The organism is Labrys sp. ALF-8, assembly GCF_059699065.1.
Window position 1 is genome coordinate 198,879 of record NZ_AP048537.1, and the last position, 20,156, is coordinate 219,034.

The 20,156-nt window shown below is 64.2% G+C and carries 21 protein-coding genes and 1 pseudogene; 12 read left to right on the plus strand and 10 right to left on the minus strand.

Annotation, left to right across the window (positions count from 1 at the left end; all coding sequences use genetic code 11):
- Window positions 1-185: 185 nt before the first annotated feature.
- Both AC6H34_RS01020 and pdxH read right to left on the minus strand, forming a co-directional pair.
- Complete coding sequence (locus AC6H34_RS01020; RefSeq protein WP_448146571.1) at window positions 186-935, minus strand: SDR family NAD(P)-dependent oxidoreductase; 750 nt, start codon at window positions 933-935, stop codon at window positions 186-188.
- 103 nt (window positions 936-1,038) lie between these two features.
- Window positions 1,039-1,689, minus strand: a complete 651-nt coding sequence (pdxH, locus tag AC6H34_RS01025; protein ID WP_497537623.1) for a pyridoxamine 5'-phosphate oxidase — start codon at window positions 1,687-1,689, stop codon at window positions 1,039-1,041.
- Window positions 1,690-1,781: 92 nt separating this feature from the next.
- Here pdxH and AC6H34_RS01030 point away from each other — a divergent pair, with 92 nt between their 5' ends.
- The 3 genes from AC6H34_RS01030 (at window position 1,782) to AC6H34_RS01040 (ending at window position 3,112) form a co-directional block, all read left to right on the plus strand.
- Window positions 1,782-2,180 carry an RT0821/Lpp0805 family surface protein gene (locus tag AC6H34_RS01030; protein WP_448146569.1) on the plus strand — a complete coding sequence of 133 codons (399 nt, stop codon included), beginning with the start codon at window positions 1,782-1,784 and terminating at the stop codon, window positions 2,178-2,180.
- A 207-nt stretch (window positions 2,181-2,387) separates the two neighbouring features.
- Entirely contained in the window at window positions 2,388-2,606 is a 219-nt protein-coding gene (locus AC6H34_RS01035) for a hypothetical protein (RefSeq protein ID WP_497537624.1), read from the plus strand.
- A 317-nt stretch (window positions 2,607-2,923) separates the two neighbouring features.
- Complete coding sequence (locus tag AC6H34_RS01040; RefSeq protein WP_448146567.1) at window positions 2,924-3,112, plus strand: hypothetical protein; 189 nt, start codon at window positions 2,924-2,926, stop codon at window positions 3,110-3,112.
- 266 nt (window positions 3,113-3,378) lie between these two features.
- Here the strand turns inward: AC6H34_RS01040 and AC6H34_RS01045 are convergent, their stop codons facing one another.
- The 5 genes and pseudogenes from AC6H34_RS01045 to AC6H34_RS01065 all read right to left on the minus strand — a co-directional run bounded on the left by AC6H34_RS01045 (window position 3,379) and on the right by AC6H34_RS01065 (window position 7,131).
- Window positions 3,379-3,966, minus strand: a complete 588-nt coding sequence (locus AC6H34_RS01045) for a L,D-transpeptidase (protein WP_448146566.1) — start codon at window positions 3,964-3,966, stop codon at window positions 3,379-3,381.
- Between the two features lie 409 nt (window positions 3,967-4,375).
- Window positions 4,376-4,678: a hypothetical protein gene (locus AC6H34_RS01050; protein WP_497537625.1), complete on the minus strand. Its 303-nt coding sequence runs from the start codon at window positions 4,676-4,678 to the stop codon at window positions 4,376-4,378.
- A gap of 351 nt (window positions 4,679-5,029) precedes the next feature.
- The gene (locus AC6H34_RS01055; protein ID WP_497537626.1) at window positions 5,030-5,953 is read right to left on the minus strand and encodes an alpha/beta hydrolase fold domain-containing protein; all 924 of its coding nucleotides are present in this window, start codon (window positions 5,951-5,953) and stop codon (window positions 5,030-5,032) included.
- A 13-nt stretch (window positions 5,954-5,966) separates the two neighbouring features.
- Window positions 5,967-6,860, minus strand: a pseudogene (puuE, locus tag AC6H34_RS01060) (allantoinase PuuE); the annotation flags it as partial.
- A gap of 25 nt (window positions 6,861-6,885) precedes the next feature.
- Window positions 6,886-7,131, minus strand: a complete 246-nt coding sequence (locus AC6H34_RS01065; protein WP_448146563.1) for a hypothetical protein — start codon at window positions 7,129-7,131, stop codon at window positions 6,886-6,888.
- A gap of 102 nt (window positions 7,132-7,233) precedes the next feature.
- Between AC6H34_RS01065 and AC6H34_RS01070 the strand changes: the two genes are divergently transcribed.
- The 7 genes from AC6H34_RS01070 (at window position 7,234) to ribB (ending at window position 13,786) form a co-directional block, all read left to right on the plus strand.
- The gene (locus AC6H34_RS01070) at window positions 7,234-8,820 is read left to right on the plus strand and encodes a gamma-glutamyltransferase family protein (RefSeq protein WP_497537627.1); all 1,587 of its coding nucleotides are present in this window, start codon (window positions 7,234-7,236) and stop codon (window positions 8,818-8,820) included.
- A gap of 21 nt (window positions 8,821-8,841) precedes the next feature.
- Window positions 8,842-9,543, plus strand: a complete 702-nt coding sequence (locus AC6H34_RS01075) for a DUF1045 domain-containing protein (protein WP_497537628.1) — start codon at window positions 8,842-8,844, stop codon at window positions 9,541-9,543.
- Between the two features lie 95 nt (window positions 9,544-9,638).
- The gene (locus AC6H34_RS01080) at window positions 9,639-10,286 is read left to right on the plus strand and encodes a DUF1007 family protein (protein ID WP_448146560.1); all 648 of its coding nucleotides are present in this window, start codon (window positions 9,639-9,641) and stop codon (window positions 10,284-10,286) included.
- Window positions 10,283-11,347, plus strand: coding sequence for a nickel/cobalt transporter (locus AC6H34_RS01085; RefSeq protein ID WP_497537629.1), 1,065 nt, complete (start codon window positions 10,283-10,285; stop codon window positions 11,345-11,347). Before AC6H34_RS01080 ends, AC6H34_RS01085 begins: the two co-directional genes overlap by 4 nt.
- Window positions 11,348-11,502: 155 nt before the next feature.
- Window positions 11,503-11,955, plus strand: coding sequence for a sigma factor-like helix-turn-helix DNA-binding protein (locus tag AC6H34_RS01090; RefSeq protein WP_448146558.1), 453 nt, complete (start codon window positions 11,503-11,505; stop codon window positions 11,953-11,955).
- Window positions 11,952-12,302, plus strand: a complete 351-nt coding sequence (locus AC6H34_RS01095) for an anti-sigma factor family protein (RefSeq protein ID WP_497537630.1) — start codon at window positions 11,952-11,954, stop codon at window positions 12,300-12,302. Before AC6H34_RS01090 ends, AC6H34_RS01095 begins: the two co-directional genes overlap by 4 nt.
- Before the next feature lie 188 nt (window positions 12,303-12,490).
- Window positions 12,491-13,786: a 3,4-dihydroxy-2-butanone-4-phosphate synthase gene (ribB, locus tag AC6H34_RS01100; protein ID WP_448151244.1), complete on the plus strand. Its 1,296-nt coding sequence runs from the start codon at window positions 12,491-12,493 to the stop codon at window positions 13,784-13,786.
- Between the two features lie 181 nt (window positions 13,787-13,967).
- Here the strand turns inward: ribB and AC6H34_RS01105 are convergent, their stop codons facing one another.
- Window positions 13,968-14,441, minus strand: a complete 474-nt coding sequence (locus AC6H34_RS01105; RefSeq protein ID WP_448146556.1) for an Lrp/AsnC family transcriptional regulator — start codon at window positions 14,439-14,441, stop codon at window positions 13,968-13,970.
- Window positions 14,442-14,597: 156 nt separating this feature from the next.
- Here AC6H34_RS01105 and ald point away from each other — a divergent pair, with 156 nt between their 5' ends.
- Complete coding sequence (gene ald, locus AC6H34_RS01110; RefSeq protein ID WP_497537631.1) at window positions 14,598-15,716, plus strand: alanine dehydrogenase; 1,119 nt, start codon at window positions 14,598-14,600, stop codon at window positions 15,714-15,716.
- Window positions 15,717-15,764: 48 nt separating this feature from the next.
- Here ald and AC6H34_RS01115 read toward each other — a convergent pair whose 3' ends face one another.
- The gene (locus AC6H34_RS01115; RefSeq protein ID WP_497537632.1) at window positions 15,765-16,814 is read right to left on the minus strand and encodes a sulfotransferase family protein; all 1,050 of its coding nucleotides are present in this window, start codon (window positions 16,812-16,814) and stop codon (window positions 15,765-15,767) included.
- A gap of 210 nt (window positions 16,815-17,024) precedes the next feature.
- On the minus strand, window positions 17,025-17,993 hold the full coding sequence (locus AC6H34_RS01120) for an L-threonylcarbamoyladenylate synthase (RefSeq protein WP_497537633.1): 969 nt from the start codon (window positions 17,991-17,993) through the stop codon (window positions 17,025-17,027).
- A gap of 385 nt (window positions 17,994-18,378) precedes the next feature.
- On the opposite strand from AC6H34_RS01120, the gene AC6H34_RS01125 reads away from it, so the two are divergent.
- Entirely contained in the window at window positions 18,379-20,145 is a 1,767-nt protein-coding gene (locus AC6H34_RS01125; RefSeq protein WP_497537634.1) for an acyl-CoA dehydrogenase family protein, read from the plus strand.
- Window positions 20,146-20,156: the final 11 nt, after the last annotated feature.

Consider the following 20,156-nt stretch of genomic DNA (forward strand, 5'->3'; position numbering starts at 1 on the left):
CGCGCGGCGGGAAAGGGGCGTTCAGCCTTTTTTCGGGGAGTTCCAAGGAGAGGCACTGCCCGGATCGAGACCGCCGCGTCCGTCATCGGCGTCGGCGGCCGATGGGGCCGGGAACGCTCCGGTTAGGAAAAACCCGCGCGAACGGCAACGGGAGCCCGCCGACACTCGACCAGCGACAGACCCGGCTAAACGTGCTGGCCACCGTTGATGGCGATCTCGGCACCATTCACATAGGAGCTTTGGTCCGTGCACAGGAAGTAGATGGTCTTGGCCACTTCGTCGGGCGTACCCAGCCGGCGCATCGGGATCTGGGCTACGATCTTGTCGGTGCCCGGCGAGAGAATGGAGGTGTCGATCTCTCCCGGCGCGATGGCATTCACGCGGATGCCGCGCGGCGCGAAGTCCGAAGCCATCTCCCGGGTCAGCGCCGCGAGCGCCGCCTTGGAAGTACCATAGGCCGCGCCGGCAAAGGGATGGACTCGCGCGCCCGCGATCGAGGTGACGTTCACCACCGAGCCCCTGACCTGTTCCAGTTCCTCGATAAGGCCGCGGGCCAGCATGATGGGCGCGAAGAAGTTGACCTGGAAGACCCATTGCCAATCCGCCAGGCTCGTGTCGATGCTGCCCAGGCGCCCGCCCTTCTTGTTCTTGGGAGAGATAGCCGCGTTGTTGACGAGCGCATGCAAGCCGGAGCCGTTCAGCCGCCGCTTGATTTCGACAATGGCCTCCTCCGTGTTCGCGGGATCGGCGAGATCGACCTGAATGTGATCCTCGGGACCGGCCTCCCAGGGGCACTCCTCGGGAAAGGCATGCCTGGAGCAGGTGATGACCCTCCAGCCGGCCGCGGAAAAGCGCTTCACCGTCGCATGCCCGATGCCGCGGGATGCACCGGTGAGCAGCATGGCGCGCTGGGTATGGGAAGAACTGGTGGTCATGGCAAGGGCCGTTCGCTGGAAATGACATGGCGCGATCGCGCCCCGGCCTCACACATAGGCATTGGCCTGCCGGAATGAAATGCGGCAAAAAAACGAAATCGCATCAGGGGTAGAGCTGGTCGCGCGACCAGCCCCCTTCCGGCGCCCCTCGCCGGAAAACGAGACGGTCATGCAGGCGAAAGGGCCTGTCGTGCCAGAATTCGACCTGCACGGGCAGGATGCGGAAACCGGTCCAATGCGGCGGGCGGGGAATCTCGCCCAGACCGAACTTCGCCGTGTAGGAAGCCACCGCCTTTTCCAGGGCGAAACGGCTTTCGAGCGGGCGTGACTGCTGCGAGGCCCAGGCCCCGATCCGGCTGCCGCGCGGGCGCGTGGCATAGTAGGCGTCCGCCTCCGCGTCCGTGACCCGCTCCACCGGCCCGCGAATGCGGACCTGGCGCCGGAGGCTCTTCCAATGGAACAGCAGGGCGGCCTTGGGATTGGCGCCCAGTTCGTTGCCCTTGGCGCTCTGGGTGTTGGTGTAGAACACGAAGCCCCTGTCATCGAGGCCCTTCAGAAGCACCATCCGGACATCGGGCAGGCCATCGGCATCCACGGTTGCTAGGGCCATGGCGTTGGGATCGTTCGGCTCGGATTTTTCTGCTTCGCCAAGCCATTGAGCAAACAGCAGAAAAGGTTCGCGGGAATCGAGAAAGTCCTTGGAGTCACCCGATGTTAACTCGCCTGTGGCAGGGTTACCTAACGTTACTGTCATGGGGTGGCTCCAAGGTGTTCGGCCGGTTCGATTTCAAAGCTGCTTATAGCGTGCGACGCGCTCGTGGCCCACTCTCCGTGCTGCTCACGAGCATGATTTTATGTAGCTGCGCCATTTCCACCCCGCTCGGCCCGATCTTCGGTTCATCCGAAGACAAGACGGCCACCGGCTCGATCCCGAGCCAGGACAATCGCCTCAATGCCAGCATGACGGATGCCGACTGGGACAAGACCAAGCTGGCCCTTCAGGCGGCGATGGCTCCGCAAAATCCAGGCGCTTCGATCCTGTGGTCGAATACCGAAGGAGACTCGCACGGCTCCGTGACGCCGGTCGCCGATGCCTTCGTCGAGAACAAGACAACCTGCCGCAGCTTCGTTGCCGCCCTCAGCCAGAGCGGCAACACGCAATGGTATCAAGGCAAGGGATGCCAGAAGGGCGGCGGCGCCTGGACAGTCGTGAGCGTCCAGCCCTGGGCCCTCCCCCATGCGTGACGATTCTTTGCGCCCGATCCGGCACGGTTAAGCCTACGTTCAGCAAGCACGGCGTACCCTACACGGGCATTGTGCGAAGTATCACGGGCCTATCACGTTAACCATGATAGTTTCGCCGTCAAATATTCACAGTCCCGCCCTCACCTCGCTTCAATGCACCGACAGGGTGATTGCAAGTAGAGCGTGCAGTTGCGTTAGGAGTTACCAATGACTGCCTCCCCTATTCCGGTCCCGCAACCGGTCGAGCACAAGCAAACTTCGCAGGGCCCAGCCCGCGAACAGCTCCAGCATCTCTATCGCGCGATCGGCATCTCTGCCGTCGCCGCCGCTGCCGCGCAGGTCGCCCGCAAGGAAACCAAGGCGGCCAAGCCCAAGCATGAAATGCCGGCCTGCCTGCGGGATGACGACGACCACCTCGCTGCCTGATTCCGCGCCAGCTCCTCTTGTCGAAATACGACGCGCGCCGACACCCGTGACCGAAGCGTCATATTCGGCCAAATCGGCTCCAAATCGCAGCCGCGCCTGGGAAGGCGTGGCTTTTTTATCGAATATAGACCGGTTCCGACCTGTGACGTTCCTGCAACAGCCCTCATAAAACCGGCAGGATGCGTCGTATTCAGGATATACATGTCGCAGACCCGTCACAAATGCCGCCACATTCCTGTAATTTTATGCTCAAGTAATTGGCAGCCTTGCATAAAATTTACGCAAGAGCTGCTTGTATGTAGCTTGAGGACCGTACCATGGACATCGAGGGATCGCGTCTCCAGCAACCCGCTCCAGCCAAGCGGGAAAAGCTCGAGGATCGTTACGGCAAGATCGCCATGCCAGCGCTCGCGGCCGCCGTCGGCGCCGTCCGGAAGGAAAAGGACCAACGCCAGATGAGCGCCGAGGCGGCCTATACCCGCCTTCAGCAGATGGCGCAGGACTGAGCCAGGCCAGTCTTACTTTGCGGTACGCCACGCTGCGGGGGAATTCTCTCCGCGGGTTGATCCGTACGTTTGCGCCCGCCTTGAGGCGAATCCCTTGCGCTCCTCCATTTCTCCCATGAGCGACGGAGGAGGACGAGAGTGCATGGCCCTCTTGATACGGCCCGCTACGAAATGGCGTCGCCAAGCAAGAAGCCCCGGCAAAACCGGGGCTTCGTCGTTTCGATACCAACCAGGAGCAAAGGCACCGGCGACGGCGCCCTTCTATATCAGCGCACGATCACCTTCGTGCCGTCACTGACGCGATTGTAGAGATCGATCACGTCGATATTCCGCATGCGGATGCAGCCGGACGAGACGCTCTGCCCGATCTTTTCCGGTTCGTTGGTGCCGTGAATGCGATACAGCGTGTCCTTGCCGTCATGGAAAAGATACATGGCCCGCGCTCCCAGCGGGTTGGTCCAGCCACCGGCCGTCTTCTTGACGTGCGGCCAGCGGGCAACCATTTCCGCCGGCGGATTCCAGTCGGGCCACTCAGCCTTATGGTCGATCACGGCCTCGCCCGTCCACCCGAAAGCCTCGCTGCCGAGGGCCACGCCGTAGCGCATCGCCTTGCCATTCGGCATGGTGTAGTAAAGGAGATGCTGCTTGGTCTCGACGACCACCACGCCCGGAGGCTGGCTGGTGGGATTGTCCACCATGTATCGGGCGAACATCGGATCTTCCATGGCGGTCGGAATCATCGCCATGAACTGAGCATCGCGTTCCGAAAGCACCGGATCCGGCGTCTTGGCATATTGGCAGGCAGCCAGGCTCACCGTGACTGCCACAAGCAGTGCGAGACGAACCAACTTCATAGTACCCCCGAAGAAATGACCGCGTGGCATGAGTACCGCCGCTGGTATGGTTACTGTTCGGTTAAGGCCGGCGGCACGAGGCGAACAAAACGTGCCGGGAGCTTCAAAACATTAACTTCACGAAAGAGAAACGGACGAAAAGTGTCAATGTCGTTCGCGCAAAAAATATGAAGTGTTGCCAATATCATACGCTTTTTGGGGTAGCGAGAGCCGGAACGGGCGGAGGAATGCCGAGAATTCCGGAAGCACGATCCTGTTCGGACCACGAAAAAAGAGCGGACATGCTTCGGTGAAAGCATGTCCGCTCAAGGAACCCTGTGTGTGGAAGGGTATTGGAAACACGGCGCCAAGTCTCGTGCCACCGCACAACGTGCAATTTGGCACGGCAGGTCGCCGCACTACTGCGTAATCAGTGGGCGACTGCAGGGCGGGTCGGAGCCGTAAAGCTCAGTGCGCTGTCGATGCCGGCAATGATGCCGAGGGCGGAATCGACATGAAGTCCGATTCCGGCCGAGAGCGCATCGCGCTCCTGCGAATCAAGAGGAGAGTTGTCGATGGCAACACCGAGCTTGGACAACGTCTTGCACAACTCGGACAAGAGTTGCTGGTGCTGGCGGATCGACGACACGTAGGCACGGTGCAGGTCCGTGAGGTCCGGCGACGACACTTCGACGTCGTCGTTCCAGGTCTGGCGTGCGTTGTAGGTCAACATCGAATTTCCCCGACAATTCGACGAAGGCTCATAACGATCTTCGGCTCCGTCGATGGGGCAATGGTTAATTTGAAACGCCCTTGCCGCGCTGTGCGTTTTGGCACATCGCTGTCGGGGCCTATCGGCATGTCGCACGCGTTCTCGACGCTGCGGGCGCTGTTTCCCGGAAGACGCCGCTAGTTGACCGGCGTGACCTAAGGAAACCGGATTCGCACCGGCCCTCCTATGCGAAAGCGCACACCAGGAATGATCGGAAGGATCGATGGCCCTTGCGTGCCTCCTTATCGCGCGTCGGCGATCCCCAAGCTATTCCCCAGGGAACAGCATACGCACCCCACCCGATCGACTGCCTCAGCGAGCGGCTTGCCCAGCGCCGAACTTGCCCAGCAGCATCGCGGCGAGCCGCTCGCGCGCCTCCAGCCCCTCCGGCAACGGCAGCAGCATCCAGGCATGCACCATGTCCGGATATTCCACGATCTCGATCTGCTGTCCCACAGCCTTCATGCGCTGCATCAGGCGCCGTGCATCGGGATAGAGCAGATCACTGGTGCCGGTGAATACGGTGACCGGTGCAAGTCCCCTGACCTCCCCATAGACGGGGCTGACGCGCGGATCTTCCAGGGGCAGGTCGCCGGCATAGAGGCGAGCCGCAGCGAGCGCGGCCTCCGCCTTGATCACCGGATCGCGCGCCTGGTGGGCAAGCGTCGCCGGATCGCTCATGGTGAGATCGAGCCATGGGGAGAGCAGTACGATCTGGCCCGGTTGCGGCAGCCGGGCTGGCGGCAGGGCCTGGGCGAGGGCGAGCGACAGGCCTCCGCCGGCCGAATCGCCCATGACGACGATGCGTTCCGCCGGCACTTCGGCGCAAAGATCACGATAGTGGACAAGCGCACTCGCCAGGGCTTCCTCATGGCCATGCTCGGGCGCGAGCGGATAGAGCGGCACGCGAGCGCTACAGCCGGTGAGGCGGATCATCGCCTCGACGAACTGCCAATGCACGAAGCCGATATCGATCGAATAGGCTCCGCCATGCAGGTAGAACAGATGGAAAGGCGGCCTGCCGCCCGCACGCGGCACGAGGTCGAAGAGGCGGTCGCCATGCACCTGCCTGTGCCGGATGGAACACAGGGAGCGCAGCCGGCCCGACGGCCTGGCCGCGCCGCTCCGGCGGCTGAGGCGGATCAGAAAATTCAGTGCCGCCGGGTTGGCCCAGCGCTTCACCTGCATCAGGCGAAAGAGGGCGTGGAGGGAACGCGAGGCGAAGCTCGCACCCATTGCTTCAGGCCGGATGCATCGCCCGCCAATGGCGGGCGATGTCGATCCGCCGGGCGATCCAGGCATCCTCGTGCGAGCGCACATAATCCACGAAGCGCTCCAGCGCGGCGGATTTGCCGGGACGGCCGACCAGGCGGCAATGCAATCCGACGTTGAACATCTTCGGCGATCCTTCCTTGCCCTCGCGATAGAGCACGTCGAACGTGTCCTTGAGATAGGTGAAGAACTGCTCGCCGGTGTTGAAGCCCTGTGCCGTGGCGAAGCGCATGTCATTGGCCTCCAGCGTGTAGGGAATGATGAGATGGGGGCCCTTCGGCCCCTTCACCCAGTACGGCAGGTCATCGGCATAACTGTCGGAGGAATAGAGGAAACCGCCCTCCTCCATCACCACATCATTGGAGTTCATCGACGCGCGGCCGAGATAGAAGCCGAGCGGACGCTCGCCGGTGACCTCGCGGTGCAGGGCGATCGCCTGGGCGAGATGCTCCCGCTCGATTTCGATCGGCACGTCCTTGTATTCGATCCATTTCAGGCCGTGGCTGGCGATCTCCCAATCGGCCTCCTTCATCGCCGCGACCTGTTCCGGCGAACGAGCCAGCGCCGTGGCGACACCGTAGACGGTCACGGGCACATCGCGGCTGGTAAACAGGCGCCAGAGCCGCCAGAAGCCGGCGCGAGCCCCGTATTCATAGATCGATTCCATGTTCCAGTGGCGCTGCCCGGGCCAATTGGCGGCACCCATGATGTCGGAGAGGAAAGCCTCCGAATGGGGATCCCCATGCAGAATGTTGTTCTCGCCGCCTTCCTCGTAGTTCAGCACGAACTGCACGCAGACCTTGGCGCCGCCGGGCCATTGTGGGTCCGGCGTATGGCGGCCATAGCCGCGCAGGTCGCGGGGGTAGGGCAGCGGCGGTATCGGCATGGCGAAGGGCTCAGTTGCGCTTGAAGACCGGTTCGACGCGATTGGCCTGCCTCAGGAAGACGAAGATCGCGTAGAGGGCGCAGAGGGCGAACACAACCTGCAGGATCGTCTCCACCGTCGAGCCGAGCTGGAAGAAGCCGGCCAGCGCCCAGCCGGAAGCCCAGGCGGCTCCCAGAAGCTCCGTGCCGATGAGGATGGCGGCCGAGCAGATCGTGATCAGGCTGGTCCAGTTGATGGATTTGTCAGAGCTAGGCATGGCACGTTCCGTGAAGTTCTTGCCTAACGCTCTATACCATCAGGATGCGCTTTGCTACGCCTCAGGCGGATGACAAAACGGCAATGAGAGTGACACTACCCCATGGAAACGCCCGTCTTCGGTCACGCCGCCGTCGCTGCGCCGCATCATCTGGCCTGCGAGACGGGTCAGCGCATCCTCGTCCAGGGCGGCAACGCGATCGAGGCCATGATCGCCATGGCCGCCACCATCGGCGTCGTCTATCCGCACAACAACAGCCTTGGCGGCGACGGTTTCTGGCTGGTGACGGACACCAGGAGGCAGGTGCGGGCCATCCAGGCCTGCGGTCCGGCGGGTGCCGGCGCGACGATCAGGGCCTATCGCGACCTCGGCCATGATGAGATCCCCTCGCGCGGCGCCTTGGCGGCGCTCACGGTTCCGGGCGCCATCAGCGGGTGGCAGGTCGCCGCGGACATGGCGAGAGCCTTCGGCGGCAGGCTGCCGCTGCCTGTCCTCCTGGAGGATGCGATTCGCCATGCCCGCGACGGCTTCCCGGTCTCGCCGTCGCAGGGACGGGTCGAGCCCCGTGAATTCGAAGAACTGCGGGCGGCTTCCGGCTTCGCCGCCCAGTTCATGGCCGATGGCAAGCCGCTGGCGGCCGGCGAACGCCTCCTGCAGCCCGCCCTTGCGGGGTTGCTGGATCAGCTTGGCCATGCCGGGCTCGATGATTTCTACAGGGGAGATGCCGCGCGCGAGATCGCTGCGGATCTGGATCGGGCCGGCAGCTTCGTCACGCGCGACGATCTGCGGCGCTACCAGGCAAGGCTGCGCGAACCGCTGAGCCTCCCGCTGCCGGGTGTTACGCTCTTCAACCTGCCGCCGCCCAGCCAGGGCATCTCGACCCTGATCATCCTCGGCCTCCTCGATCGCCTCGCCATCCGCCGTGCCGGCAGCTTCGAGCACATTCACGGGCTGGTCGAGGCCAGCAAGCGGGCGACGGCGGTGCGCAATCGCATCCTGGCGGACCCCGTGATGATGACGGCGGACCCAGCCGCCTTCCTCGCCCCGGCCTTCCTCGAACGAGAGGCCGCAGCCATCTCCATGTCCCGCGTCGCGCCAGGCCCCCTGCCCGGACCGCCAGGCGATACGGTCTGGATGGGCGCCGTCGACGACCAGGGCATCGCCGTCAGCTACATCCAATCCATCTTCTGGGATTTCGGCTCCGGCACGGTACTGCCGAAGACTGGCCTGCTCATGCAGAACCGCGGCATGGCCTTTTCGCTCGACCCACGCTCGCTGCGCGCGCTCGCCCCGGGCCGCCTGCCCTTCCACACCCTCAATCCCGCCATGGCGCATTTCTCGGACGGCCGCCTGATGCCCTTCGGCACCATGGGCGGGGACGCCCAGCCGCAGATCCTGGCGCAGGTCTTCTCGCGCTATCGCCTTGGCGAGGGCGTCGCCGATGCGATCGACGCACCGCGTTTCGTGTTCAAGCGGGATAGCACGAGCAGGCATCCGATACTCTTCATGGAGAGCCGTTTCGACGATGCGCTCTACGGCGCCCTCGAACGAGCCGGTCATCCCATCGACATCGGCGCGGCCTATGCGGATGAGTTCGGCCATTCCGGCGCGCTCGTCCGCCACGCAAGGGACGGCCGCATCGAAGCCATGCATGATCCGCGCGCCGATGGCGGCGCATCGGGTCTTTGACAGTCAATCGGAACGCTGAGAATGCCGACACGCTACGCCGTCTACTATGTGCCCGCCCCCGACAGCGCCCTCTGGCGCTTCGGCAGCGAGGTGCTGGGCTATGACGCCTATACCGGCGAGACCGTCCCCCAATGGCGGCCCGACGACATCACCGCCGAGGACTGGCATGCGATGACCGCCGATCCCAGGCTCTACGGCTACCACGCCACGCTGAAGGCGCCGTTCCGGCTCAATGGCGGCGGCGATGAAACAAGGCTCGCGAAGAGCCTCGAAGACTTCGCGGCAGCGCACAGGCCGGTCGACCTCGGTGAGTGGATCGTGAAGGCAATCGCCTCCTCCCGTCCCGACAGCGCCTTTCTCGCTCTCGTTCCCGCCGCCCCGCCCGAGGGGCTGGCCAGCCTGGAAGGCGCCGTCGTCAGGCATTTCGACGCCCTGCGCGCTCCTCTCACCCAGGCCGAGGTCGCCAAACGGAACCCTGCCCGCCTCAGCGAGCGGCAGCGCGCCTATCTCGACGCCCATGGGTATCCCTACGTGCTGGAGGAGTTCCGTTTTCACATGACGTTGACCGGCGCCATCACGAAAGCGGGTGAGGTCGGCAGCCTCCTCGCGGAGCGCGCCAAGGCCCTGAACGTCGCTCCCCGGCTGAACCTCGACCGTCTCGGTCTCTTCAGGCAGGAAGATGGGGGCCGCTTCCGGGTGCTGAGCATCGCCATGCTCGGCTGAAGGGGCGGCCATCGTTCCGCCCCACTCGACGGGTTACAAACGATCCTGGTGAATCGTTTCTGCCGGTTCGCCTGATTGTTGATTCCGGACATTCCATGCGCGCCCTGTTTCTCGGCACACTCCTGCTCTGCTGCCTCGCCGGCACCGCAAATGCCCATCCCCACGTCTTCGTCACCTCGGTCAGCGAGGTCGTCTATGACGACCAAGGCCGAGTTACGGGCGTGAAGCAGAACTGGACCTTCGACGAGGCCTTCTCCTCCTATGCCACGCAAGGCATGCAGCAGAGCGCCGACGGCAGCTACACGCGCGAAGCCCTGGCGCCGCTCGCCGAGACGAATGTCGAGAACCTCAAGGATTTCGGCTACTTCACTTTTGCCAAGCTGGGCGGCAAGGAACTGCTGTTCCGCCCGCCGGTCGACTATTACCTCTCCTATGCCAACAATGTGCTGACGCTGCACTTCCTCCTTCCGCTCTCCTCGCCACAGAAGCAGGGGCAGAAGGCTCTGGCGATCCAGATCTATGATCCCACCTATTACGTGGCCTTCGACCTGGCCGAGCAGAATCCCGTCAGCATCGCCGGGGCACCGCAGGGCTGTGCCCTCAACGTGATCCGGCCCAAGCCACCGAGCGACTCCCAGAAGCAGGCGGCGCTCCAGCTCGATGAGGCCTATTTCAGCGCCCTCGACGAGAACAAGGATTTCGGCGCCAAGTTCGCCAACAACATCCAGGTGAATTGCCCGTGAGGGTGCCCGTGCTACGGCGACGCCGGGGCGAGCGTCATGAATTCCAGGCCGGGCGCCGCTTCCCCAGGGCGGCTTTCGCGGCCGGTCGAAGCAGGAAACGGCTCGCGCTTGTTCTGGCATGGTCCGGCCTTTCGCTGCTGCTGGCTGCGGGACAGGCCTGGGCCCAGCGCGCCTCGCCGTTCGGGGTCACCCAGCCGGAGCCGAGCCTGCCCGCCTTCCTGAACGACAACCCCTTCTTCGTCTGGCTCTACTTTCAGACCGCCCAGTTCAATCGCGAGATCAACCAGCTGGTGGTGGCGGCCAAGCAGAACGGCACACTCGGCTGGGGGCTCGTCACGGCGAGTTTCATCTATGGGGTCTTCCATGCCGCCGGTCCCGGCCATGGCAAGGCGGTGATCTCCTCCTATCTCTTCGCCAACGAGGAGGCAGTAAAGCGCGGCATCCTGCTCTCGGGGGCGTTCGCGCTGGCGCAGGCCGTCTCCGCCGTCGTCATCGTCACAGTCCTCGCCGGGCTGCTCAACGCCACCTCGGCCACCATGGACAACACCACGCTCGCCCTGGAGCGGCTTTCCAACGCGATGGTCATGGCGGTCGGGGCCTGGCTGCTCTGGCGCAAGGGCCGGGCGCTGTGGGGCCTCATTGCCGACCGCTACGGCCTGCCCGGCGCCAGCGTGCACACGCATGACGAGAATTGCGGGCACCTCGCACTGCCGACCGACACGCCGCTCGCCCGGCGCAACAATATCCGGGCGATCCTGCTCGCCGGTCTCAGGCCTTGCACGGGCGCGCTGGTGGTGCTGGTCCTGACCTGGAAGCTCGGCATCTACGGCGTCGGGGTTGTCTCGACCTTCGTGATGGGTCTCGGCACGGCCTTCACCATCGCGATCATCGCCACCGTCGCCGTCACCGCAAAGAGCCTTGCCGTGCGCATGGCTGCCCCACAGAGCTTCGGCGCGGCGGTTGCCGTTCGCACGCTGGAGGCCAGCCTCGCACTCCTGGTCTTCGCTCTTGGCCTGGCGCTGCTGCTCCTGAGCACGCTGATAACCATGCCCGGTTTCTAGGACACGCAGCGCTTTCGGGGGCCGACCAAAATACTTGGCCATGACAAAGCGCCGCAGTATGATGTGACGCATGGTAGAGGGGCTCCGCGTACCCTCGAAGTACCGGCCTATCCGTTCGCAGAAGCGGCAAGCCGGAAGGGCCGGAGGATCGACCGATGGGCCAGCAAGTTGAAATGATCGTCCAGCGCCTGAGGCGCTTTGCCCGGGCGCTCTGCCGCGATTCCGAAAGTGCCGACGCCCTGGTCCTCGAAGCCCTCTCCAGCCATGACGGCAAACGCCTCGACTATCACCGCCTCCTCACCGTAATCATCGCCCGCCGCCGCGACCTCGAGGAACGGGAGGCTAACACCAGGCCACAGCGCCTTATGGCGAAGGCCGGCGTCGGCGCGACCCAGCCCCCCGACATATTGCGCGCCTTCGAGCGTCTCGGCCTGCCGGACCGCGAGGTGCTGGCGCTGATCAGCGTCGAGGGCATGCCTTATGAAGAAGCCGCCTCGGTGCTGGCACTGCGCGAGGAAACCTTCATTGCCCGGCTCACGCGCGCAAGGGCTGCATTTGCCCGCCAGGTCGACGGCGAACGTCACGCCGTGCTGCGGATCGTGAAATGAACGATTCCGCCCGGATACCCGACCGCGTCTTCAATGCCCTCATCGATGGACGCCTGTCGCCGCGCGTCGAGCGGGAAACCCGCGAGGCGCTTGAAGCCGATCCGCAGGGAAACGAGCGCGCCGCAGCCTGGCAACGCCAGAGCGAAGCGCTGCATGCCGCCCTCGCCCCCATCGCGCGGGAACCCCTTCCCCTCTCCATGATGCTTAAGCTGCGGAACGAGAAGCCGGCCGCATGGCATCATGACACGGCGCTATGGCTTTATGTCGGGACCTTTCTCGCCGGTGTCGCGGTCGGGCTCGCTCTCCACTATGCCATGCCGGCTATCCGGTCGCTCGTGGGAATCTAGTTCGCGACGCAGCCGATCGGAACTGCAGTCTCGGCTGCCCTGGAAACGCAGCTTCCGCTGGGATACTTGATATTTCAGGATCGCAGTCCCGCCTGATGCGACCACCCTTCAAACTCGTTTTTCAGTATTACTGAAATTTTCTTCGTTTTCAGTTGCAATTAAATCGTGGCGTGCCTACCTTCCCGGGCATGAAACTCGATGCCTGGCTCAAGCAGACCGCAACACCACGCAGCGCCTTCGCCAAGACGGTGGGGTTGTCGCCTGCGAGCATCACCGCCCTGTGCAACGACGACAGCGCCTGGATCTCGCGTGAGACCGCCGCGCGCATCGCCGAGGCCACGGGCGGCAGCGTCACCCCCAACGACTTTCTGGGGCTCGCCCCGGTCCGGGAAATCCCCAAGGAGACTTCCGTGTCCCACCAGAAGATCCAGGCCGCCATCGAGGCCTTTGCGCGCGGCGAAATCGTCGTCGTGGTCGATGACGACGACCGCGAGAACGAAGGCGACCTCATCATCGCCGCCGCTCATCTGACCACTGAGAAGATGGCCTTCATCATCCGCAATTGCTGCGGCATCGTGTGCGCTCCCCTGACGCAAACGGAAGCCAAGCGCCTGCGTCTCGATCCGATGGTTTCGCAGAACGACGCCCCTCTCGGCACCGCCTTCACCGTCTCGGTGGACGTGCGCCACGGGCTCACCACCGGCATCTCCGCCGAACAGCGGGCCAACACGGTGCGCGCACTGGCCAATGGCAACATGGGCGCCAACGACTTCGTGCGCCCCGGTCACATCTTTCCGCTGGTCTCCAAGGATGGCGGCGTGCTGATGCGTTCGGGCCATACGGAAGCGGCCACCGACCTGTGCAAGCTCGCCGGCCAGCCTCAGGTGGCGGCAATCTGCGAACTTGCCAATGACGACGGTACCGTGATGCGCGGGCCGCAAGTCTCCGCCTTCGCGGAGAAGCATGGTCTGCACCTCGTCTCGATCGCCGATCTCATCGCCTATCGCCAGGCGCGCGAGAAGCTGGTGGAACGCGTGTCCACCTTCACGGTCGAGAGCGATATCGGTCCCCTGACCGCGCATGCCTACACCACCCCCTTCGACAGCGTGCAGCATCTCGCTTTCGTCTATGGCAAGGTCGGAGACGGCGAGAACGTGCCGACCCGCCTTCACCGCGCCGATGTGGTGACGGACATTTTTGGTGGCGCCCGCACGCTCAACAACGCCCTCACCAAGTTCAAGGAAGCCGGACGCGGCGTCATTATCTATCTGCGCGACGGCTCGGTAGGCGTGCCGACCGTGACCCATGGCTCGGAACTCGGCTCCGAGGCCCTGCGCACCGAACAATGGCGCGAGGTCGGTCTTGGCGCCCAGATCCTGCGCGACCTCGACGTCACCTCGATCAAGCTGCTCTCCACCAAGCCGCGCACCTATATCGGCCTCTCAGGCTTCGGGATCGAGATCAAGGGAACGGAGACCGTTTAGAGCGTTTTGTATTTTGACGGAGTCGGCAAAAAACGCAAAGACGCGTCGAAAAACAAAGAGCTGGAGCAAAGCGGCGTTTCTACCTAAACGCGCTTTGCTCTAGGTCTGCCAGGTGCACGGGCATTCTCCTCCTTCTTCCCTGCCTCGAGGGTGACGGCTCAAGAATGGGCTGCCCCCGGACTCACACCGGCAGCGCCGTGGTCTTCTTCACGCTGCGAAGGGCCAGGGTCGACTGCACACGCACCACACCGGGCAACTGGGTCAGGATCTCGGTGTGGATACGCTCGAAGTCGGCGGCGTCGGCATAGGCGACGCGCACCATGTAGTCGGCCGCTCCCGCCAGCAGGCAACATTCAGTGACTTCGGGATGGCGCTGGATCGCGGCTTCGAACGTATCGAGCGCGCCGCGGCCTTGCTGGTCCAACGTGATCAGCACGAAGGCCACGCCTGCAAGCCCGGCCGCCTTTTCGTTCAGCAGCATGACGTAGCGGGCGATGAGCCCCCGCTCCTCCAGCAATTTCACTCTTCGCAGACACGCCGAAGGCGAGAGATTGACCCTTTCGGCAAGCTGCACATTGCTCAGACGACCATCCTCCTGAAGCAGGCTCAGGATGGCGCGATCGCGCCTGTCGAGGTCGGCTGGAGGTTTTGACATTTCATGCGTCTGTTTGAGAAATACGTCGAATAATATGCGATAGGTTTATTGAAACACCAGCAATTTCGGCGAGAAATTGCACAATTTACCGGCCATCATACGCTTTCGAAAACGGCCTTCCAAAACGAGAAAGGCCGCGACATTCAGGAGGCGGTAATGCTGATCGGCGTTCCCAAAGAGATCAAAGACAATGAATTCCGGGTGGGGCTGATCCCCTCATCCGTGGCGGAACTGGTGCACCACGGGCACAAGGTCCTGATCGAGGCCGGCGCCGGAGTGGGAGCGGGCCTGTCGGACGACGACTACCGGGGCGCCGGCGCCACCATCGTCGAGGATCCCGACCGGATCTTCGCCGAGGCCGAGATGATCGTGAAGGTGAAGGAGCCGCTCTCCGCGGAACGCAAGAAGCTGCGACCCGACCAGATTCTGTTCACCTATCTGCATCTCGCGCCGGATGCGGAGCAGACGCGCGACCTCGCAGCCTCCGGGGCGATCTGCATCGCCTATGAGACGGTCACCTCCAACAACGGTGCGCTTCCCCTTCTCACGCCGATGTCGGAGGTCGCGGGACGCCTCGCGCCCCAGGTAGGCGCCCACAGCCTGGAGAAGGCTCAGGGAGGCTGCGGCATCCTGCTCGGCGGCGTCCCCGGCGTGCCGGCGGCGGAAGTCGTGATCCTCGGCGGAGGCGTTTCGGGCACTCACGCGGCCACCATCGCGGTGGGCATGGGCGCCAATGTCACGGTGGTCGATCGCTCCGCCGAAGCCCTCAAGCGCCTTGCCGCCCAGTTCGGCACCTCGATCTCGACCGTATTCTCGACCCGCTCGGCCATCGAGGAACTGGTTCAGCGTGCCGATCTCCTCATCGGCACCGTGCTGGTACCGGGCGCTGCAGCGCCCAAGCTGGTGAGCCATGCCATGGTCAAGACCATGAAGCCCGGTGCGGTCATCGTCGATGTCGCCATCGACCAGGGCGGCTGCGTGGAGACCTCGAAGGCGACCACCCATTCCCACCCGACCTATGTCGTCGACGGCGTGGTGCATTACTGCGTTGCCAACATGCCCGGCGCCGTCGCACGCACTTCGACCTTCGCGCTCAACAACGTCACGCTGCCCTTTGCCGTAGCCCTGGCCGACAAAGGCTGGAAGAAGGCGCTCCGCGAGGACGCCCATCTGCGCAACGGCCTCAACGTCGCCGGCGGCAAGATCACCTGCCAGCCGGTCGCGGAGGCGCACGGTCTGGCCTATGTGCCGGCCGATAGCCTGATTGCGGCTTGATACGACCAGCAAATCCGGGTGGCGGGCAACACCGCCATCCGGTGCCATTCAGCGTCTCCTGGTTACCGGCACCCGCCTGATCTTGATCCGTGTCAGCAGCCTCGCGGCGAAGAACACACATATAGCCGGCACCAGAAAATCGTCCACGCGACCGCCCGCCAGCGAATTCGGTATGAGTTCGGGCAGAAGCGAGAAATAAGCGGAGGCCAGGGTGAGCAGGCCGACCGCCGTGAACTGGTTGCGCGTGCCCCCGAACAGCCTGACCTTGCGCCGGACGAAGCGCTGCATCCGCTCCTTGAAAGGCTGGCTCGACGCCGACTTCAGACAAGGAGCCGGCGCGGCAATCGGCAAGGCCGCCTCGCCCTCGTCGGACCTTGACGCAAGGATCTCCGCCGCCTGCGCCCTCATCGCCTGCACATAGGCGTCATCCTGGATCTCGGGATACATGGAGAGCATCTCCATGATCATCGAGACGGTGGAGGATTGCAGGCTGCGCCCGCGACCGGTCTTGCCCACGTTGACGCGGGTACCCTCCCCGCTCGCGACCTCTATGCCGACCGCAATCCGCTGCTGGCGCGCGGGCACACCCGAAAACGACAGCATCTCGCCTATGGCTTTTTCCGGAGAGGCGATGACATCCTCATAGGCGAATATCCGAGCGTTCCTACAGTCACGCCAACCAAGATAGAAATTGATGTACCAGGGAATGCCGAGGATCACGATCATACGTTCCATCTCGGCATCGTCTTGAGAGACATGCTTCTTTTCGAGATAGAACATCGTATTGACCGGACTCTCCCGGTGAATGTGATCACGCATGCTGATGACGATATCGAAGAGGCTGCGCACCAGCACGATCATCGATACTCGATATTCGTTGCATAGCTGCTCGGTCCACTTGCTATGCTTGGTGTGATGCTGGGCGACGTAGCCAAGCTTCGAATATTCCGCCAAGCGGATCTCGCACAACTCCTGCTCGCGCCGTCCATACTCGGGCACCAGCTCGACTTTTTCCAGTCCCGCAGCCGCTCCCAGGGCCGTGGAAACGAAAGTCGATGCCGACTTCGGCATGCAGGCGACGAGTATATGATGCGGCATCCGGCTTCTTTCCGTTACGTACGGCGGGCGGTCAATCGCCACGTCTCCCCTAGACGCTTCCGCGTCTAGATTAGTTCAACCGCAATTATGCGCAACGGCATGTTTCTGTATTATTTCGGATGTACCGAGGAAGCGTTTACCCCCGGGAGTCGAATGCCTGCCCCGATCCTGCCCTCCATGCCCGCGCCTCTTCTTCGAGGCCGGCAACCGTCACCGCTCGGCAGCCGCCCTTTCAAGGCGATCACGAATGGCCTCGCCCAGGCCATGAGCGGGAATCCGCGCCACCGCGATGGCGCTGATGCCGGGACGGTCCAGCGCCCGCAGCATGCCGAACAGATTGGCAGCCGCCTCGGTGAGATCGCTCGCCGCACTGAGATTGGCCGACACCGCGGCACCATCGGCGCCATCGCCGCCGAAGCCGAGCCAGGCCTCGCCGGGCCGTGGACTTTCGGCATCCAGTCTCACATGCGCCCGCGGAGCATAGTGCGAGGTCAGCATGCCGGGAGCGATGGGTTCGTCGCCCGAGCCTTCGGGCCCTTCGGCGAGGGGAAAGCCGAGAACGTTTTCCACTGCTTCGCGCGAAAGGCCGCCCGGCCTGAGCATGGCGACGCGCTCGCCGAGGCAGGACAGGATTGTCGACTCGACCCCCACCTGCGTGCTGCCGCCATCCACGATCGCGTCGATACGGCCGTCGAGATCGGCGGCCACGTGAGCGGCGGTGGTGGCGCTTACATGCCCCGAGCGATTGGCCGACGGCGCGGCGACCGGCCTGCCGACGGCCGCCAGGATCGCATGGGCGACGGGATGATCGGGAACGCGCAGGGCTACGCTGTCCAGACCGGCGGTGGCGATCTCGGAGACCGCGCAGGCCGGTGCCTTTGGAACCACCAGCGTGAGAGGGCCTGGCCAGAACGCCTCGGCCAGGCGCGTTGCAGCCGGCGAAAAGACGCCTTGCCCGCGTGCGAGAGCGAAGGAGGCCAGATGGGCGATCAGCGGATTGAAGCGCGGCCGCCCCTTCGCCGTGTATATGCCGGCGACCGCACGGCCATTGGTGGCGTCCGCCCCCAGGCCGTAGACCGTCTCGGTCGGAAAGGCGACGAGGCCTCCTTGCGCCAGGAGGCGCGCGGCTTCGGCGATGGCGGGTGAATCGGTGCCGAGGTGGAGTGTGGCGTGGCTCATGCGGATACCTCCCCGAAGCGTTGCAGGAAGCGGCAAGGAGCCACAACGTGACGACCGGAAGAGCTACCGGCTCCCCCATGCCCGGGCTCGGTCCGGGCATCCCGTCGTGCTTCCCCGGGAGGGAGCGCCTCCGTCTGTCGTGGGGGCAAGCCCCATAATGGCGGAAAGGCCGGGATTCCTGCGATTCTCCAGTGGGCGTCATCGGATCGATGGTTGCAGGACACCGGTCCGGCCCGGCGGTCGCGCGAGGGCCTCACGACCGCCCCGCCGAGGGGAGCCGCGTGCATCCAGCTCAGTTCTGTTGATCGATCCATGATGCGGCATTGCCCCCGGACGCGCATTCCGTCAAGCTTGAAGGCGCGCAACCGAGTACAAGAACACACGAATGACCTATCAAGCGCCCGTTGCCGACATCGCTTTCTGCCTGCGACATGTGGCCAATCTGGATGGCATGCAGGCCGAGGGCATCTACCCCGAGGCCACGCCGGATCTCGTCGACGCCGTGCTGGAGGAAGCCGGCCGCTTCGCGACGGAGCGCATCGCCCCGCTCAACCGGGAGGGTGACCTCGCGGGCGTTCGGCTGGAACAACAGGGCGTGGTGACGGCGCCCGGCTGGCGGGAAGCCTATGCCGACTGGAGCGCGGCAGGCTGGAATGGTCTCTCCGGGCCGACCGACTTCGGCGGCCAGGGCTTGCCACTTCTCCTCAATGCGGCCTGCATCGAGATGTGGAACTCGGCTTCCATGGCCTTCGGCATAGGGCCGGTGCTGACCATCGGCGCCGTCGAGGCCCTGTCGGCCCATGCGACGCCCGCAATCCGCGAGACCTACCTCGCCCGGCTGGTGAGCGGAGAGTGGATGGGCACCATGAACCTTACCGAGCCGCAGGCCGGTTCGGACCTTGCAGCGTTGCGCGCCCGGGCGGAGCGTCGCGATGACGGCACCTACCGCATCTTCGGCCAGAAGATATTCATCACCTATGGCGACCATGACCTGACGTCGAACATCGTGCATCTCGTGCTCGCCCGCCTGCCCGACGCACCACCGGGAACGCGTGGGATCTCCCTGTTCCTGGTGCCGAAATATCTCCCCGACGCCGATGGCAATCCCGGCAAGCGCAACGATGCCTTCTGCTCCGGCGTGGAGCACAAGCTCGGTATCCATGCCTCGCCGACCTGCGTGATGGTGTTCGGCGACGAGGGCGGGGCAACCGGTTACCTCGTCGGGGAGGAGCACAAGGGCCTCGCCTGCATGTTCACCATGATGAACAATGCGCGCCTGGCGGTCGGCCTGCAGGGTGTCGCCATTGCCGAGCGCGCCTATCAGCAAGCCCTCGCCTATGCCCGCGAACGGCGCCAGGGCAAGAGTCCCCTGTGGCGTGAAGGCCCGATGAGCCCGATCATCGAGCATCCCGACATCCGCCGCATGCTGATGGAAATGCGTGCCAAGACGGTCGCGGCCCGAGGCCTCTGCTACCAGCTTGCGGAAGCCATCGACCGCTCTCATCGCGAAAGCGATGTCGCCAAGCGTAGACTTTCTGCTGATCTCGCCGCCCTGCTGACGCCGGTCGCCAAGGCCTTCTCGACCGATGTCGGCAACGAGGTCGCCTCCCTCGGTGTCCAGGTGCACGGCGGCATGGGCTATATCGAGGAGACCGGCGCTGCGCAGCATTTCCGCGACGCCCGTATCGCCGCGATCTACGAGGGCACCAACGGCATCCAGGCCATCGACCTAGCCACCCGCAAGGTGCCGCTCGGCGAAGGCCAGGTGGTCGCCGCCTTCATCGCCGGCCTGCGCGCTTCGATCGAGACTGTTGGCGCCAACGCACGTTTCGTCGCCTTGGCTCCCCTGCTTGGAAAAGCAGTCGATGCGCTCGAACGGGCCACCGCCTACATGCTGGCCAGGCACGAGCGCCAGGAAGATGCCCTGGCGGGCGCGACGCCGTACCTTCGCCTGTTCGCCATCGCCGCGGGCGGCGTGGTCGTGGCGAAGGAAGCGCTCGCGGCGGCGGCCATCGACCCCCACCTTCCCGCCAATCGCCTGCGCATCGACACCGCCCATTTCTACGCCACGCAGCTTTCGCCACAGTCCGAAGGCCTCGCAATCAGCGCCGTGAGCGGCTATGTCGCCGCCGGCCTCGAAACGGTTTTCTGACAGGAGCCTTC

Excerpts from the sequence above, each read along its gene's own strand:
- AC6H34_RS01020 (WP_448146571.1), bottom strand. The coding sequence starts at position 935 with ATGACCACCAGTTCTTCCCATACCCAGCGCGCCATGCTGCTCACCGGT.
- pdxH (WP_497537623.1), bottom strand. The coding sequence starts at position 1,689 with ATGACAGTAACGTTAGGTAACCCTGCCACAGGCGAGTTAACATCGGGT.
- AC6H34_RS01030 (WP_448146569.1), top strand. The coding sequence starts at position 1,782 with ATGATTTTATGTAGCTGCGCCATTTCCACCCCGCTCGGCCCGATCTTC.
- AC6H34_RS01035 (WP_497537624.1), top strand. The coding sequence starts at position 2,388 with ATGACTGCCTCCCCTATTCCGGTCCCGCAACCGGTCGAGCACAAGCAA.
- AC6H34_RS01040 (WP_448146567.1), top strand. The coding sequence starts at position 2,924 with ATGGACATCGAGGGATCGCGTCTCCAGCAACCCGCTCCAGCCAAGCGG.
- AC6H34_RS01045 (WP_448146566.1), bottom strand. The coding sequence starts at position 3,966 with ATGAAGTTGGTTCGTCTCGCACTGCTTGTGGCAGTCACGGTGAGCCTG.
- AC6H34_RS01050 (WP_497537625.1), bottom strand. The coding sequence starts at position 4,678 with ATGTTGACCTACAACGCACGCCAGACCTGGAACGACGACGTCGAAGTG.
- AC6H34_RS01055 (WP_497537626.1), bottom strand. The coding sequence starts at position 5,953 with ATGGGTGCGAGCTTCGCCTCGCGTTCCCTCCACGCCCTCTTTCGCCTG.
- AC6H34_RS01065 (WP_448146563.1), bottom strand. The coding sequence starts at position 7,131 with ATGCCTAGCTCTGACAAATCCATCAACTGGACCAGCCTGATCACGATC.
- AC6H34_RS01070 (WP_497537627.1), top strand. The coding sequence starts at position 7,234 with ATGGAAACGCCCGTCTTCGGTCACGCCGCCGTCGCTGCGCCGCATCAT.
- AC6H34_RS01075 (WP_497537628.1), top strand. The coding sequence starts at position 8,842 with ATGCCGACACGCTACGCCGTCTACTATGTGCCCGCCCCCGACAGCGCC.
- AC6H34_RS01080 (WP_448146560.1), top strand. The coding sequence starts at position 9,639 with ATGCGCGCCCTGTTTCTCGGCACACTCCTGCTCTGCTGCCTCGCCGGC.
- AC6H34_RS01090 (WP_448146558.1), top strand. The coding sequence starts at position 11,503 with ATGGGCCAGCAAGTTGAAATGATCGTCCAGCGCCTGAGGCGCTTTGCC.
- AC6H34_RS01095 (WP_497537630.1), top strand. The coding sequence starts at position 11,952 with ATGAACGATTCCGCCCGGATACCCGACCGCGTCTTCAATGCCCTCATC.
- ribB (WP_448151244.1), top strand. The coding sequence starts at position 12,491 with ATGAAACTCGATGCCTGGCTCAAGCAGACCGCAACACCACGCAGCGCC.
- AC6H34_RS01105 (WP_448146556.1), bottom strand. The coding sequence starts at position 14,441 with ATGTCAAAACCTCCAGCCGACCTCGACAGGCGCGATCGCGCCATCCTG.
- ald (WP_497537631.1), top strand. The coding sequence starts at position 14,598 with ATGCTGATCGGCGTTCCCAAAGAGATCAAAGACAATGAATTCCGGGTG.
- AC6H34_RS01115 (WP_497537632.1), bottom strand. The coding sequence starts at position 16,814 with ATGCCGCATCATATACTCGTCGCCTGCATGCCGAAGTCGGCATCGACT.
- AC6H34_RS01120 (WP_497537633.1), bottom strand. The coding sequence starts at position 17,993 with ATGAGCCACGCCACACTCCACCTCGGCACCGATTCACCCGCCATCGCC.
- AC6H34_RS01125 (WP_497537634.1), top strand. The coding sequence starts at position 18,379 with ATGACCTATCAAGCGCCCGTTGCCGACATCGCTTTCTGCCTGCGACAT.